Source organism: Methylomicrobium lacus, from assembly GCF_041897535.1.
Lineage (GTDB): Bacteria > Pseudomonadota > Gammaproteobacteria > Methylococcales > Methylomonadaceae > Methylomicrobium > Methylomicrobium lacus_A.
Genome location: NZ_CP169217.1, coordinates 1,969,187 through 1,982,433, shown reverse-complemented (window position 1 = coordinate 1,982,433; position 13,247 = coordinate 1,969,187). Strand labels below are relative to the sequence as shown.

Below are 13,247 nucleotides of genomic sequence, written 5' to 3'. Positions count from 1 at the left end.
TTGCTAGGACATACTGAATTGGTCTTCATCTCCACCGTAGGATGTGTCGGCTTGTTTGGAGGAAAGCAGTTTCTTGCTGGTGATCAGCAAGAATAACAGCATGATCAAAAACAATATCGGCATCGAGGCGTTATAACTCAGTCTAAATGGCAGCATATTGACCGATAATATCGCGTCATAGGAACTATGGACCAGCGCGGAAATCGCCACGCTGCCGGTATGAATGAATATGCTGCCGAATATGATGCCGGCAAACGCAATCAGCATCAGCTCTCCGAATTGTCCTCGGGCGATGTACTGGATATGTGAAAGCGTGAAGATCAATGTGGCGGCGAATAAGGCGATTTTGTAATCGTATTTCGTTTGCAGCGTCTTCTGCAGGATGCCGCGGTAAAATAGCTCCTCCCTGAGGCCGGCGGCAATGCCCGAAATCACAAATACGGCCTGCCATAGCAGGGTTTCATTTTCTGCGCTGGTGTAAGAGGCGGCGAATAACAGCAATAATTGAATGGCGGCAATGAATGGGGCGGTGAAAGCTCCCTTAGGCTTAACGGATTGATTGGCAGAGTAAAAATGATTTTGATAAATATAGCCGAAGAAAAACAGTGAAATGATTCTTAGGCTGGTTCTGATTAACTCGCCGGTAATGGACCATTGGCCATAAACTTGCGCAATAATAAAAGACAGGGTTAAGTAGAGAATTTCGGATAAAGAAGCCAATGCAATCATTTTTCTCATTGTTATTCCTTGAGCATCAGAATATTCGCTGCGAATTCGCCCGAAAAAATTTATTAAATACGAAACTGCCTCTGGGTAAGATGAAGCCGAGCGATTGCGAAGTCGCTCGGGCAAGAGTTGAGCGGCGCTAATTTAGCGCAGTTTTGCTTAATTTCCAACCTTTTCGGTCGGTATTAGTCTGCGGTCGGTTGAATTGGGGATGGCGCGTTGGCAGGCGCTGCCGGCTGATCTCGATCCGAGCCGGCGGCTAGCAGGACCTTGCCGTCGACGATGCGGATCTTGCGCCGCGCCCGGCCGCCGATGGCCGAGTCGTGGGTGATGATGATCAAGGTGACGCCTTGTCGATTCAGGCTTTCCAGAAGCTCGATGATTTCCTTGCCGGACTGGCTGTCCAGGTTGCCGGTCGGCTCGTCCGCGAGCAGGATTTCGGGTTTCATGATCATCGCGCGGGCGATCGCGACGCGTTGCAGTTGGCCGCCGGACAGCTGGTCCGGCTTGTGTTCGGCGCGGTCTTCGAGGCCGACTTCGGCCAGGGCCTTGGCGACGCGCTGTTTGCGTTCACGCGCGTTGATTCCGGCCAGTATCATCGGCATTTCGATGTTTTCGGCGGCGGTCAGGCGCGGAATCAAATGAAAAAACTGAAATACGAAGCCGATGTTTTCGCGGCGGACCTTGGCGAGTTCGTCGTCGCTGAGCTGGGTGACCGGGCGGCCGTTCAAGAGATAACGCCCGGAAGTGGGTTGGTCGAGCAGCGCGATCACATTCAATAAGGTCGATTTGCCGGAGCCTGACGGCCCCATCACCGAGACGTATTCGCCTTTCGTGATCGTTAGGCTGATGTCGTTCAGCGCCTTGACCGTCTGTTCGCCGACCTGAAAGGTGCGACGGATGTTTTCGAGTTCAATCATGGCTTGACGCGCGCATGGGCGCCCGCGACGACGCCGTCCTGGCCGATCGACAGCACGACGCGGTCGCCGGACTGCAAGCCTTCCAGCACTTCGACATAATTCCAGTTCGCGAGGCCGGGCTTGAAGCGGCGTTCGACCAGCAGGCCGTCGTCATTCAACAGCAGGACCTTATGATTTTCGATCACCGCTTCGGCGGGCACGCGCAGCGCTTTCGGCTTGTCGGCCAGCAATACTTCGATGTCGGCGCTGTAGCCGGGCAATAATTCGGTCAGGTCTTTCGGGTCGGTCAGTTTGACTTCGACTTCGACCGTGCGCGCCTGTTTCTCCTTTTCGAGCACGTAGGGCGCGATGCGCGAGACGGTGCCGGAGCAGCGCTTGCCTTCAAAAGCGTCCAGCGACACGCAGGCGGTCATGCCGGTTTTGATTTGCGGCGCATCGACCTCATCGATCGGCGCGGACACGTACAGGCAGCTCAGGTCGAGCAGATCGATCGCGGGCAGGGTCGGGATGCCGGGCGGGGACGGGGTCACGTACTCGCCGAGTTCGACATTGATTTCGGCGACGGTGCCGTCGAACGGCGCCTGCACCAGGGTGCGTTCGATCGCGGCCTGGGCGGCGTCGCGTCTGGCCTGGCTGACTTCGATCTCTTCCCTGGCAGAGCGGCAGGACGCGCTCTGCGCCTTCGCATTGGTGACTTTGGTGTCGACCTGTTCCTCGGAGACGATCTGGTTGTAATTTTGCAGCCGGGATATGCGTTCGGCTTCGCGCACTGCGCCGGCTTTCAGTTGACAGGCCTGCTCGGCGGTGGCCTGGTTGGCGCGTATCTGGGCTTCCTGCAAGGCGATCTGGGCTTTCAGGTCCTGATTCCAGACTTCCATCAAGAGCTGGTCCTGTTTGACCTTGTCGCCTTCCTTCACGTTCAGCTTGGCGACCTGGCCGCCGGCGGCGGGCGCGAGATAGGCGCGGCGGCAGGCTTTGACGGTGCCGACGCGGGTATTGGATACGGTCGCGCGGACTTCGCCGGCTTCGAGGCTGACGATTTCGACTTCCACTGGCTTCGGGCGTTGGTAGTAGACGGCAAGTGCGGCGGCGGCCGCGAGGCTTCCGAAAACGATCAGTGTTTTTTTGCGCATGGAGGCTTTTAGTTTGATAATAAACGGGAGTCGGCGGGCTATCATCCTGATCGGGCCGGGCGGCGAAATGTCCGCTATTATTTTAAGCCATTAAGCTACATTCTTTAACGATCTCAACTTATAATCTTGCAAGACAGGCCGATGGGCATTTTTTTATCAGGGACTCATGAAATATAGCGAAGCATTTTTGAACGCCGCCGCCGATCTTTGCGCGGCAGGGCGCATTATCGACAGCAAGGAAAGGGTGCCGGCGACCAGCGGCAATTTTTCGGTGCGCTTGCCGGACGGCACGATTGCGATCACCGTCTCCGGAAAGCACAAAGGCCGGCTGCAAATCGAGGACATCATGCTGATCGATGCGGAGGCGAATTCATTGGACGGCAAAAAGCCGTCGGCGGAGACGCTGCTGCATACCTCTCTATATAAAAGGTTTCCGAACGTCGGCTGCGTGCTGCATCCGCATGCGATCAATGCGGTGTTGGTGTCGCGCATCTTCAAGACTGAAATCGTGCTCGAGGATTATGAACTACTGAAGGCATTCAACGGCATCACCACGCATGAAAGCCGTATTGTCGTGCCGATCTTTGCGAATGATCAGGACATTCCTCGTCTTGCCGCCGAAGTCGAGCGCTACCTGGATCGGCATGACGGCTGTTATGCCTACGTGATTGCAGGGCATGGGTTTTATACCTGGGGCACGACGGTTGACGAAACCTTGCGTCATATCGATGCTCTCGATTACCTATTTGATTGTGAATTACGCTTGCATGGAGTGAAGAAAGTATGAGCGCGTTAACCGTTTATCCCGATAACCAGCCTCAAGCGGGCGAGTTATTTACCGAATTTGCCGAGATCGAAGCGCAGCTGAGCGGCATCGGTGTACAGTTTGAGCGTTGGACCGCCGATGGCGAGGTGGCCCTTGATGCCGATCAGGATGCGGTAGTCGCCGCCTATCGCGATTCGGTCGATCGCCTGATGCGGCAGTACGGCTTTCAATCGGTCGATGTGGTCAGTTTGCAGCCGGATCATCCGCAGAAAGCGGCGTTTAGGGAGAAATTCCTGGCCGAACATACGCATAGGGATTTCGAAGTCAGGTTCTTCGTCGACGGCAAGGGGCTGTTTTATCTGCACGTCGGCGGCAAGGTCTATGCAGTGCTTTGCGAAAAAGGCGATCTGATCAGCGTGCCGGCCAATACCACGCATTGGTTCGACATGGGCGAAAACCCGTGTTTCAAGTGCATTCGGCTGTTCACGACGGCGGAAGGCTGGGTCGCCTCGTTTACCGGCAGCGACATTGCCAAGTCGTTTCCGACTTACGACCAATATGTCGCCGCCTTGTCATGATCAGGGCGATCGTTACCGATATTGAAGGCACCACCTCGTCCTTGTCTTTCGTAAAGGACGTGCTGTTTCCGTATGCGCGCGCGCATATCGCCGAATTTGTGCAAAGCCATGCGGACGATCCCGAGGTCCGGCGCTTGCTGGCCGATGTTTCCGCAGAAGTCGGGCGACCGCTCGACGCCGCGCAAACGCTGGCGCAATTGCTCGAATGGATCGATCAGGACAAAAAAGTCACGCCGTTGAAGGCGCTGCAAGGCCTGATCTGGGACGAGGGCTACCGGCAAGGCGCGTTTACCGGCCATGTCTATGAAGACGCCGAAAGAAACCTGAAAGCCTGGCATGCCTGCGGTCTGCATCTGTATATCTATTCGTCCGGCTCGGTGCATGCGCAAAAGCTGTTGTTTTCGCATACCGAGTACGGCGATTTGACGCCGTGGTTTTCGGGCTATTTCGATACCCGGATCGGCGGCAAGCGGGAGGTCGATTCGTATCGCCATATCGCGGAGGAGCTTAGGATTCCTCCCGAAAATCTGCTGTTTCTGTCCGACATCAAGGAAGAACTGGATGCGGCGAAAGAGGCCGGGTTCAATACGATTTGGCTGGTCCGCGAAGGCAAGCCCGATCCCGAGGCGGAGCACGAGCAGGTGCAGGATTTCGACCAGATCGAAATTGTTTTTTCAAACGATCTCTAAGTCTCCCCCACGTTGTTTGTTACAATGCTCTTTTTGTTGATTTTTTAAGGTATTAAAGCTGCGATGAGCATTAAATCGGACAAATGGATACGCCGGATGGCGACCGAATACGGCATGATCTCGCCGTTTGAATGCGGCCAGGTCAGGGACTCCGAAAAGGGCAGGGTGATTTCGTTCGGGACATCGAGCTATGGCTACGATGTGCGCTGTTCGGATGAATTCAAGATTTTCACCAATATCAATTCCGCGATCGTCGATCCGAAGGATTTCGATTCGAGCAGCTTCGTCGATGTCAAATCCGATGTCTGCATCATTCCGCCGAACTCGTTTGCCTTGGCGCGGACGGTCGAGTATTTCCGTATTCCGCGCGACGTGCTGACCGTGTGTCTGGGCAAATCGACCTATGCGCGCTGCGGCATCATCGTGAACGTGACGCCGCTGGAACCCGAATGGGAAGGGCATGTGACGCTGGAGTTTTCGAACACGACGACCCTGCCGGCGAAAATCTATGCGAATGAAGGTGTCGCGCAGATGCTGTTTTTCGGCAGCGATGAAGTGTGCGAAACCTCCTACAAAGATCGCGGCGGCAAATACCAGGGTCAGGTCGGCGTGACTTTGCCGCGCGCCTGAAGATTACGGGGTTACTGCAAGGTGGCGGGGGCGGACAGCACCGGCGGCAGTTGCAGGAAAAAGCCCTGCTTGCTCAGGCTGTTCAGCACCGACACCGGATCGGCATTGGCGAGTTTTCGCTCCGGCGTGATTTCAAGGCTAAAAACAAATTCCATCCTGCCGAGGGAGTCCTGCAGCGCTTCCGGCAGGCAGGTAAAATCGTCCTGATCCTTCAGATATAAATAAACGTCTTGTTTTTTCAGGCTCTTATAAATAAAACATTGCATGGTTAAAGTATCCGGCTAGGGCGTCGAAAAGTTCGAGGCTTGGTCGTTCGAGTTTGCAGTCAATGATAAAAAAATGGCTGCGACATTATTCATCGCCTGAGTCAATGAATCAACCCCCGCTCCAAGCCCGCGATTTTTTTATCAAAGCCTGTTGTTTCGAGGCGTCACTGATCCTCGTCGCGATCGTGCTCGGTTGGATGGCCGGCATCGATCCGTTCGCCAAGCTGTTTTATTCGGAAGCGGCGCTGCTGTACGGCATCCTGGGTACGCTGCCGATGGTGCTGTTTTTTCACTGGGCGGAGCGGCGGCAGGAAGATTCGTTCCAAAAAGTCAGACGGCTGTTGCTGGAAACTTTGGGGCCCAGCCTGTATCGACGGCACTGGGCTGATCTGTTCATGCTGGCGGCGATTGCCGGCTTATCCGAAGAAATTCTGTTTCGGGGGGTGGTTCAGCCCTGGCTCGAAGCGGCCTGGGGTATGCGGGCGGCTTTGCTCGGCTGCAATATCCTCTTCGGCTTGGCGCATGCGGTCACGCCGCTGTACACCCTGCTGGCGTTTTTGATCGGCTTATATTTGAGCGGGGCCATGGATTATGGCGGTACGCGGAATCTATTAACGCCGGTACTGATCCACGCCCTTTACGATTTTTGGGCGTTTGCGGCTCTGGTGCGGGCTTACAAAAGGGAGCGGGACGGGGCAGGCGTGTAAAGATCAAGGGATGGGGATCAGAACACGCCTGAGTGAGGGGGTTAAAGCCCTTCGATGCCGGAAAGGCCGACCATCGTCCAGTTGTCAAAGTCGAGAACCCCTTCCTGATCGTCCCCCTTGTCATAAGTGATGCGGCAGACATATTTTTGCGTGGTCATCTTGCCGGATTCGTCGGCGATCTGAATGTCGCCGTTAATCAAAAACTGATAGTTGCCCAAGCTCCAGGCTTTGATCGGCTTGTCCGCAAAGGTGACCGAAGTGTCGGAGTCGAGCTCGGATTTGATGTAGTTGTTGCAATGGTTGAATGCGATCGCCGTCAATTCCGTTGAAATGGGAAGCTGGCTGCCTTGGTCTTTGCTGTCGACCAAAAATGCATCGGATTTGATCACCTCGGTGACGAGGGGCATGATGACTGTTCTTTGCAGGGCAATCAACACGCCCAGGCCGAGGACGAGTACGATAAACGGATGTTTTCTTATAAAATTTTTCATGGAAAAAGTGCCGATGGTTGCGTTCAAATCCGAGCAATTGTATCAGAAATCAACGCATTAAATGCATGGGAAAAAAAGAGGTGGCGCATGGGCGCGCGGATTTTTTTTTCGTAAATGTTTTTTGACTTGACAAGGTTACTTGAGCTGGTAAACTGAGCGCTCACCAAACTGGACAAGGTGGGATTCCTGGTCAAAAACCAGAGAATCAGGAAAAGGAGTTAAACAAAAAAACTCCCGGCTTAACCGCTGGGGATTGTTAAATTTTTAGGAGGTAGAAATGGCAGCTACAACTGAATCAGTGAAAGCTGATGCTGCGGAAGCACCGCTGTTAAATAAAAGAAATCTGTTCCTGGGCATTTCCATTTACTTGGTATTCTATGCTTGGGTTCGTTGGTATGAAGGCGTTTTCGGCTGGTCCGCTGGTCTTGACTCTTTCGCACCAGAATTCGAAACATACTGGATGAACTTCCTGTATATCGAGTTCGTTTTGGAAGTATCAACTGCAGGTATCCTGTGGGGCTACATCTGGAAATCTCGTGACCGTAAAGTGATGTCAATCACTCCAAGAGAAGAACTGAGAAGACACTTCACTCACTGGATCTGGCTGTGCTGCTACGCGACTGCAATTTACTTCGGCGCTAGCTACTTCACCGAACAAGACGGTACTTGGCATCAAACTATCGTTCGTGATACCGACTTCACTCCAAGTCACATCATCGAATTCTATTTGAGCTACCCAATCTACATCATCACTGGTGGCGCATCTTTGTTGTATGCAAAAACCAGACTGCCTACTTACCAACAAGGTTTGTCTTTGCAGTATATGGTGTCTGTTGTTGGTCCATTCATGATTCTGCCAAACGTTGGTCTGAACGAATGGGGTCACACCTTCTGGTTTATGGAAGAGTTGTTCGTTGCTCCTCTGCACTATGGCTTCGTATTCTTCGGATGGGCAGCTTTGGGCGCACTGGGTGTTCTGAACATCGAAGTTCAAGCAATTGCAAAATTGCTGAAAAAAGACTTGGCTTAATTCTGTAGCCATAGCCTGTAAATAACTATCTCCTAGCTGTTTCGTTCATTTCATTCCGAATGGACGAAGCAGCGTAGATAAAGATAGTAAATAAAAATAATTTTAAATCCTTTAGGAGGTAAGCTAATGAGCGCATCTCAATCAGCTGTACGTTCACGTGCCGAAGCTGTCAAAGTTTCACGCACGTTCGATTGGCTAATTTGTTTCACTTTGTTCTTCATTATTCTTGGTGGCTACCACGTTCACTTCATGTTGACTGGTGGTGACTGGGATTTCTGGACTGACTGGAAAGACCGTCGTCTGTGGGTAACCGTATTGCCAATCGTTGGTATTACTTTCCCAGCTGCTGTTCAATCTGTTCTGTGGTATCGCTATCGTCTGCCATTCGGCGCAGTTCTGGCTGTTTTGGGCCTGCTGTTCGGCGAATGGGTTAACAGATATTTCAACTTCTGGGGATGGACTTACTTCCCAGTTAACTTCGTATTCCCATCACAATTCGTTCCAGGCGCAATCGTTCTGGACGTAATCCTGATGTTGGGCAACAGCATGCAGTTGACTGCAGTTGTTGGTGGCTTGGCTTACGGTTTGTTGTTCTACCCTGGCAACTGGCCAGTCATCGCTCCATTGCACGTGCCAGTTGAATACAACGGCATGGTAATGACCCTGGCTGACTTGCAAGGTTACCACTACGTAAGAACTGGTACTCCAGAATACATCCGGATGGTTGAAAAAGGTACTTTGAGAACTTTCGGTAAAGACGTTGCTCCAGTATCAGCGTTCTTCTCTGGCTTCGTGAGTATCATCATCTACTTCTTGTGGCACTTCTTCGGTAAATGGTTCGGTAGCACCGCATTTACTCAAAGCACCTAATCTTTTGATTGCTGCTTAGTAACACAATAAATAAATGGCTAGTAGATAAATGAAACATTTATCGACTGGATACTCAAGAATAAATAGATTCTCTATTATTAGAGGAGGATATATGAAATTAATTAAAGACAAGGTAGCAAAATTGTCCTTTGTCGCACTGTTGCTGACAGTTGCAGCAGCGATGTTCTACACACCAGCTGCATCCGCACACGGTGAAAAGTCTCAAGCGGCTTTCATGCGTATGCGTACTATTCACTGGTACGATCTGAACTGGTCAAAAGAAGTTGTTAAAGTTAACGACACGATGACAATTTCTGGAAAATTCCTGGTTTTCTCAGGATGGCCAGAAACCGTTGACAAGCCAGAAAGCGCGTTCTTGAACATCGGTATCCCAGGTCCAGTATTTATCCGTGCTGGTTCTTGGATCGGTGGTCAATTGGTTCCACGTTCGGTTTCTTTGGAACTGGGCGAAACCTATGAGTTTAAAGTTCTGTTGAAAGCACGTCGTCCAGGTGACTGGCACGTTCACACCATGATGAACGTTGAAGGCGGCGGTCCAATCATCGGTCCTGGTAAATGGGTAACTGTTGAAGGTTCTATGAGCCAATTCACCAACCCAATCACTACTCTGACTGGTCAAACCATTGATCTGGAAACCTACAACCTGAGCAACACTTACTTCTGGCATGCTTTCTGGTATGCTATCGGTGTAGCGTGGATGGTTTACTGGATGCGCAAACCAATGTTCGTTCCACGTTTGATCGCTGTTGACGCTGGCAAAGCTGACACTCTGATCACTGGTACTGACAAGAAAGTTGCTTTGGCTTTCGGTGCGGCTACTATCGGTATCGTTGCGTTCACTATGAGCACAACTAATGCTGAATACCCAATCACCACTCCTCTGCAAGCAGGTTTGTTGCGTGGTATGAAGCCAATTGAACTGCCAACACCAACTGTTAGCGTTAAGATTGACGACGCTACCTACCGTGTACCAGGTCGTTCAATGAACATGACTCTGACCATCACCAACAATGGCGACTCTGCTGTCCGTTTGGGTGAATTCAACACCGCTGGCGTTCGTTTCTTGGATGCTAACGTAACTGAAGACACCACCGGTTACCCAGATGACTTGTTGGCTCCAGAAGGTCTGACTGTTAGCGATAACAGCCCACTGGCTCCAGGTCAAACCAGAACTGTTCAAGTTACTGCATCTGATGCAGCTTGGGAAGTTTACCGTCTGGCTGACTTGATCTATGACCCAGACAGCCGTTTCGCTGGCTTGTTGTTCTTCCACGACGAAAATGGAAACAAACAACTGGTTCAAATCGACGGTCCTCTGATCCCAACCTTCATCTAAGAAGATTGCTGATCTAATAACAATAATAAGAAGTTAACCATTTAAACCCCCGTTATTCATTGAATAACGGGGGTTTTTTTATGGGAAAATTTCGGTGGGGCCCTCGATAAAGCCATGACGCCTAACAGTACCCGCCTAGGACAAAAAGCCACGTCGACCGAGTTGTTTGGCATTATCTGATCAAGCGCAAGGCTGACCCCAACAGAATAACGGGCTCAACACATTCAACGACTGGAAAATCGGCCAGACGTAGATGCCCTAAAATGCCGGGAGCCCAGGGGCGATGCAGGAGTTTTGCGAGCAGGGTTATGTCCGGGGAAATTGACTTGGAGGTAGACGATCGTACAAATCTGGAGTCGTGTAGATGTCTAGAGGCATCCCAAAAGACGATATAAACTGCAAAGAAGAGTGTGATTGCCCAGAAGAGACAAGATGATCTGTTCTGATGGAAAATATACTACAAGTGTGCGGAGATTGGCGCCATGGCCATCACCGGCAGGAATCACGGCGCAGCGAAGAATCAGGGGGCGTTTTGAAGCGGGAATGAGAATCCGTCTTTGGAGGGCGAGATAATTAGATCGGATCGCTCAAAGCGAGATAGGCGCTGCGTGAGCAATGAGAAACAATGAGGAGCAATGCTGGCCAAAAAAGCAGCTCAAATGACCCGCTAACGCCTAAATCATCTTAAGACTTTTCGGGATGAAAATTGTGTTTGTGGGATTGATAGCGGCGGACCACTTTAGTGACATAATCTTGAGTTTCTTGGTAGGGCGGTATGCCTTTGTATTTGTCTACGGCGCCTTCGCCGGCATTGTAAGCCGCGGCAACCAATTCGATATCGCCATGATAACGATCCAAAAGCCAGCGTAAGTAACGCACGCCGCCTTTTACATTTTGGCTGGCATCAAAGGCATCCTGTACATTAAACCGGGCCGCGGTTGCCGGGATCAATTGCATTAAGCCCATCGCGTTTGCTTTCGATTTGGCGTGTACTTGGAAAGCGGATTCGACGCTGATAATGGATAAAGCCAGTTTAGGATCAACCTGATGCCAGGAGGCAATCTGCCTGATCATGTTGATCAACCAGTGACGATCTTTTGACAATGCGGCAAGCACGGCATCCAAAGAAGCATCGTTGGCCCAGCGCGCACGGTAATGGCCGCGAGGCGGCAAGACGTCGGAAAGGATGCAGTTCGGCAGTTTATCGGAGCTGTAAAGGATGGTATCCAGCATATTGCCGGCTTCCTGATGGCCTTGCTGCGCTGCGGCAGCAAACAAGGAGGCGGCTATTTCTCTGTCTTCGGGAACGCCTTGACCGAACGCAAATAACATCCCAAGCCGATAATGCGCCTCAAGCGAGCCGTTTCTGGCGCTTTTACAATAAAGCGCAGCGGCCTCCCAGGGGTTGACGCGCTCCAGTTTACTGGCCTTGGTGAGTAATTTTTGTTGAATCTCATCAAGATCGCTGTAAGCCTGAGCAGTTGCACAGCCAAGCGATAGTAAAAAAATCAAAGAGACTAATCTGGACATATGAGGTTCCTCATTCTGACCGTTTTAATCAATCATATACAGAGGAGTGGAAGAAGTCCACTTTTATTATGTAAATTAACTAAGTAATTGATTGGTAGAGGTAATGGCGAAGCTAAGGCAGAAATATAAGTGAATAAAATAATATGATGAAAATACAGAAAATTTAAATGCCCAGCATGAGCGAGCGACCATGCTGCTTCAGCCATAGCCTGACGCTTCGGTAATGCGGAAGATGCTGCGCGACTAATGCCCAGAACTGTTTAGAATGATTTTTTTCCTTAATATGGCAAAGTTCGTGCACCACGACATATTCCAAAATTTCCAGGGGGGCCAGGGCGAGAAGCCAGTTGATTGCGATGTCATTGTGAATCCCGCAGCTGCCCCAGCGCGATTTTTGCGATTTGATCGCAATCGATTTGGGAAATAATTGATGCTTGGGGCCATGCTGGCAAACCAGTTGCTCCACGGTCAATTTCACATTGATCTTCATCCAGCGGATTATCGCGGCCCGGATCTCATCGCTGCCGATTGTGTCCCATTGTGAATGGGGGATATGCGCGGTAAACGTCAACGCATGTTCGATTTTGATTCGTTTTAAGTGCGTCTTTGTCACAGACAAGGGGAAAGTTTTTCCCTGGTAAGGGATGGAGGCGCCGTCATGATAAGCTTTGGGCGCAATGCTTCGATGTTGCGCAGCACGGGATTGAAGCTTTTGAACCGCATCGGTAATCCAGTGCCACTGCTCCTTGACAAACTGATGCAGCCTGTCTTCGGAAATATGAAGCGGTGCAATGACTTCAATTTTTTCGAGAGTCACAACAATGCGTGCTTTGGATGCTCGCGGCGTGCGTTTGATCTGATATGAAAACGGTTCCATCGGGTTAAAATGGATTTTTCAACATTCTATCTTGGAGTTCGGTCCACAAGCTCAAACGGTTTGAACTGCCCACACGGTTGCCGGCGGTTCTCGCTTTGGCTGTCCATAAACCGGTGCCGTTAAAGCTGTAAACAGGCAACAAGTCGGAGCGTTGCGTGGCAGGCTTGATCTCGGGGGTCAAATTGTCGAGCACTTCGGGAACCGATTTGGGTGAGGCAAAAAATGTTAATACCATATGGGGCTGATTGAGCCGGAGTGATTTGACATAAGTAATGCGCATTTTGCTTTCGTCTACGCCAAGTTCCTGTAAGGTAAAATATTTGGCGATCGCAAAGTCCTCGCAATCGCCGGCACCGGTCGCCAGGAATTCCAATGGCGTGGCCCAGTAGTCTTCTGTCTTCCAATGTATTATATCGTCAATGAAAAGCGCATTGAGATTAAAAAAATCATTCACCTGTTTCAGTTTGTCCTTTTCAGGAAGGTTTTTCGCGGAGGTCAGTAAATTTTGCCAGCGGATGAGCCGGCGTTGCGCTTGCTCGCCGTATTTATGCTTCGCCTGAGTCAGTATTTCGGCAGTTAACTCAATCCAGCCCAAAGTACTGCCGGCCATCATCAGGCAAATATAAAAGATGATGGTTTGGGCAAAAATTGGGCGGTGAGGGCGCGGCATACATTAA

Annotated in this window: 16 protein-coding genes; 8 read left to right on the top strand and 8 right to left on the bottom strand. The window is 51.1% G+C overall.

Annotated features, from left to right (window positions below):
* Window positions 1-3: 3 nt before the first annotated feature.
* Genes ACEPPP_RS08680 through ACEPPP_RS08670 form a run of 3 tightly spaced genes read right to left on the bottom strand, consistent with a single transcriptional unit; the run spans window position 4 to window position 2,779 of the window.
* Window positions 4-852, bottom strand: coding sequence for a lysostaphin resistance A-like protein (locus ACEPPP_RS08680; protein WP_374090666.1), 849 nt, complete (start codon window positions 850-852; stop codon window positions 4-6).
* Window positions 853-911: 59 nt separating this feature from the next.
* Complete coding sequence (locus tag ACEPPP_RS08675) at window positions 912-1,646, bottom strand: ABC transporter ATP-binding protein (protein WP_374090664.1); 735 nt, start codon at window positions 1,644-1,646, stop codon at window positions 912-914.
* On the bottom strand, window positions 1,643-2,779 hold the full coding sequence (locus ACEPPP_RS08670; protein ID WP_374090662.1) for an efflux RND transporter periplasmic adaptor subunit: 1,137 nt from the start codon (window positions 2,777-2,779) through the stop codon (window positions 1,643-1,645). The genes ACEPPP_RS08675 and ACEPPP_RS08670 overlap by 4 nt, the downstream gene beginning before the upstream one ends.
* Window positions 2,780-2,945: 166 nt before the next feature.
* On the opposite strand from ACEPPP_RS08670, the gene ACEPPP_RS08665 reads away from it, so the two are divergent.
* The 4 genes from ACEPPP_RS08665 to dcd all read left to right on the top strand — a co-directional run bounded on the left by ACEPPP_RS08665 (window position 2,946) and on the right by dcd (window position 5,442).
* A complete protein-coding gene (locus ACEPPP_RS08665) occupies window positions 2,946-3,566 on the top strand; it encodes a methylthioribulose 1-phosphate dehydratase (protein ID WP_374090661.1) in 621 nt (206 codons plus the stop codon).
* Window positions 3,563-4,123: an acireductone dioxygenase gene (locus tag ACEPPP_RS08660; protein WP_374090660.1), complete on the top strand. Its 561-nt coding sequence runs from the start codon at window positions 3,563-3,565 to the stop codon at window positions 4,121-4,123. The genes ACEPPP_RS08665 and ACEPPP_RS08660 overlap by 4 nt, the downstream gene beginning before the upstream one ends.
* Window positions 4,120-4,812 carry an acireductone synthase gene (gene mtnC, locus ACEPPP_RS08655; RefSeq protein WP_374090659.1) on the top strand — a complete coding sequence of 231 codons (693 nt, stop codon included), beginning with the start codon at window positions 4,120-4,122 and terminating at the stop codon, window positions 4,810-4,812. Before ACEPPP_RS08660 ends, mtnC begins: the two co-directional genes overlap by 4 nt.
* Window positions 4,813-4,875: 63 nt before the next feature.
* Entirely contained in the window at window positions 4,876-5,442 is a 567-nt protein-coding gene (dcd, locus tag ACEPPP_RS08650; RefSeq protein WP_374090658.1) for a dCTP deaminase, read from the top strand.
* Between the two features lie 11 nt (window positions 5,443-5,453).
* On the opposite strand, the gene ACEPPP_RS08645 is transcribed toward dcd, so the two are convergent.
* Window positions 5,454-5,708 carry a YcgL domain-containing protein gene (locus ACEPPP_RS08645; protein WP_374090657.1) on the bottom strand — a complete coding sequence of 85 codons (255 nt, stop codon included), beginning with the start codon at window positions 5,706-5,708 and terminating at the stop codon, window positions 5,454-5,456.
* A 104-nt stretch (window positions 5,709-5,812) separates the two neighbouring features.
* Here ACEPPP_RS08645 and ACEPPP_RS08640 point away from each other — a divergent pair, with 104 nt between their 5' ends.
* Window positions 5,813-6,415, top strand: coding sequence for a lysostaphin resistance A-like protein (locus ACEPPP_RS08640; protein WP_374090656.1), 603 nt, complete (start codon window positions 5,813-5,815; stop codon window positions 6,413-6,415).
* A 41-nt stretch (window positions 6,416-6,456) separates the two neighbouring features.
* On the opposite strand, the gene ACEPPP_RS08635 is transcribed toward ACEPPP_RS08640, so the two are convergent.
* A complete protein-coding gene (locus ACEPPP_RS08635; RefSeq protein WP_374090655.1) occupies window positions 6,457-6,906 on the bottom strand; it encodes a hypothetical protein in 450 nt (149 codons plus the stop codon).
* Between the two features lie 277 nt (window positions 6,907-7,183).
* On the opposite strand from ACEPPP_RS08635, the gene amoC reads away from it, so the two are divergent.
* From amoC to amoB, 3 genes are all read left to right on the top strand, one after another.
* Window positions 7,184-7,936 carry a bacterial ammonia monooxygenase, subunit AmoC gene (amoC, locus tag ACEPPP_RS08630; protein ID WP_374090654.1) on the top strand — a complete coding sequence of 251 codons (753 nt, stop codon included), beginning with the start codon at window positions 7,184-7,186 and terminating at the stop codon, window positions 7,934-7,936.
* A gap of 126 nt (window positions 7,937-8,062) precedes the next feature.
* Window positions 8,063-8,806: a bacterial ammonia monooxygenase, subunit AmoA gene (amoA, locus tag ACEPPP_RS08625; protein WP_374090653.1), complete on the top strand. Its 744-nt coding sequence runs from the start codon at window positions 8,063-8,065 to the stop codon at window positions 8,804-8,806.
* 112 nt (window positions 8,807-8,918) lie between these two features.
* Window positions 8,919-10,163, top strand: a complete 1,245-nt coding sequence (amoB, locus tag ACEPPP_RS08620; RefSeq protein ID WP_374090652.1) for a bacterial ammonia monooxygenase, subunit AmoB — start codon at window positions 8,919-8,921, stop codon at window positions 10,161-10,163.
* A gap of 684 nt (window positions 10,164-10,847) precedes the next feature.
* On the opposite strand, the gene ACEPPP_RS08615 is transcribed toward amoB, so the two are convergent.
* The 3 genes from ACEPPP_RS08615 to ACEPPP_RS08605 form a co-directional block, all read right to left on the bottom strand.
* Window positions 10,848-11,693, bottom strand: coding sequence for a transglycosylase SLT domain-containing protein (locus ACEPPP_RS08615; RefSeq protein ID WP_374090651.1), 846 nt, complete (start codon window positions 11,691-11,693; stop codon window positions 10,848-10,850).
* Window positions 11,694-11,856: 163 nt separating this feature from the next.
* On the bottom strand, window positions 11,857-12,570 hold the full coding sequence (locus tag ACEPPP_RS08610) for a M48 family metallopeptidase (RefSeq protein WP_374090650.1): 714 nt from the start codon (window positions 12,568-12,570) through the stop codon (window positions 11,857-11,859).
* A gap of 4 nt (window positions 12,571-12,574) precedes the next feature.
* Window positions 12,575-13,240: a transglutaminase-like cysteine peptidase gene (locus ACEPPP_RS08605; RefSeq protein ID WP_374090649.1), complete on the bottom strand. Its 666-nt coding sequence runs from the start codon at window positions 13,238-13,240 to the stop codon at window positions 12,575-12,577.
* Between the last annotated feature and the right edge of the window lie 7 nt (window positions 13,241-13,247).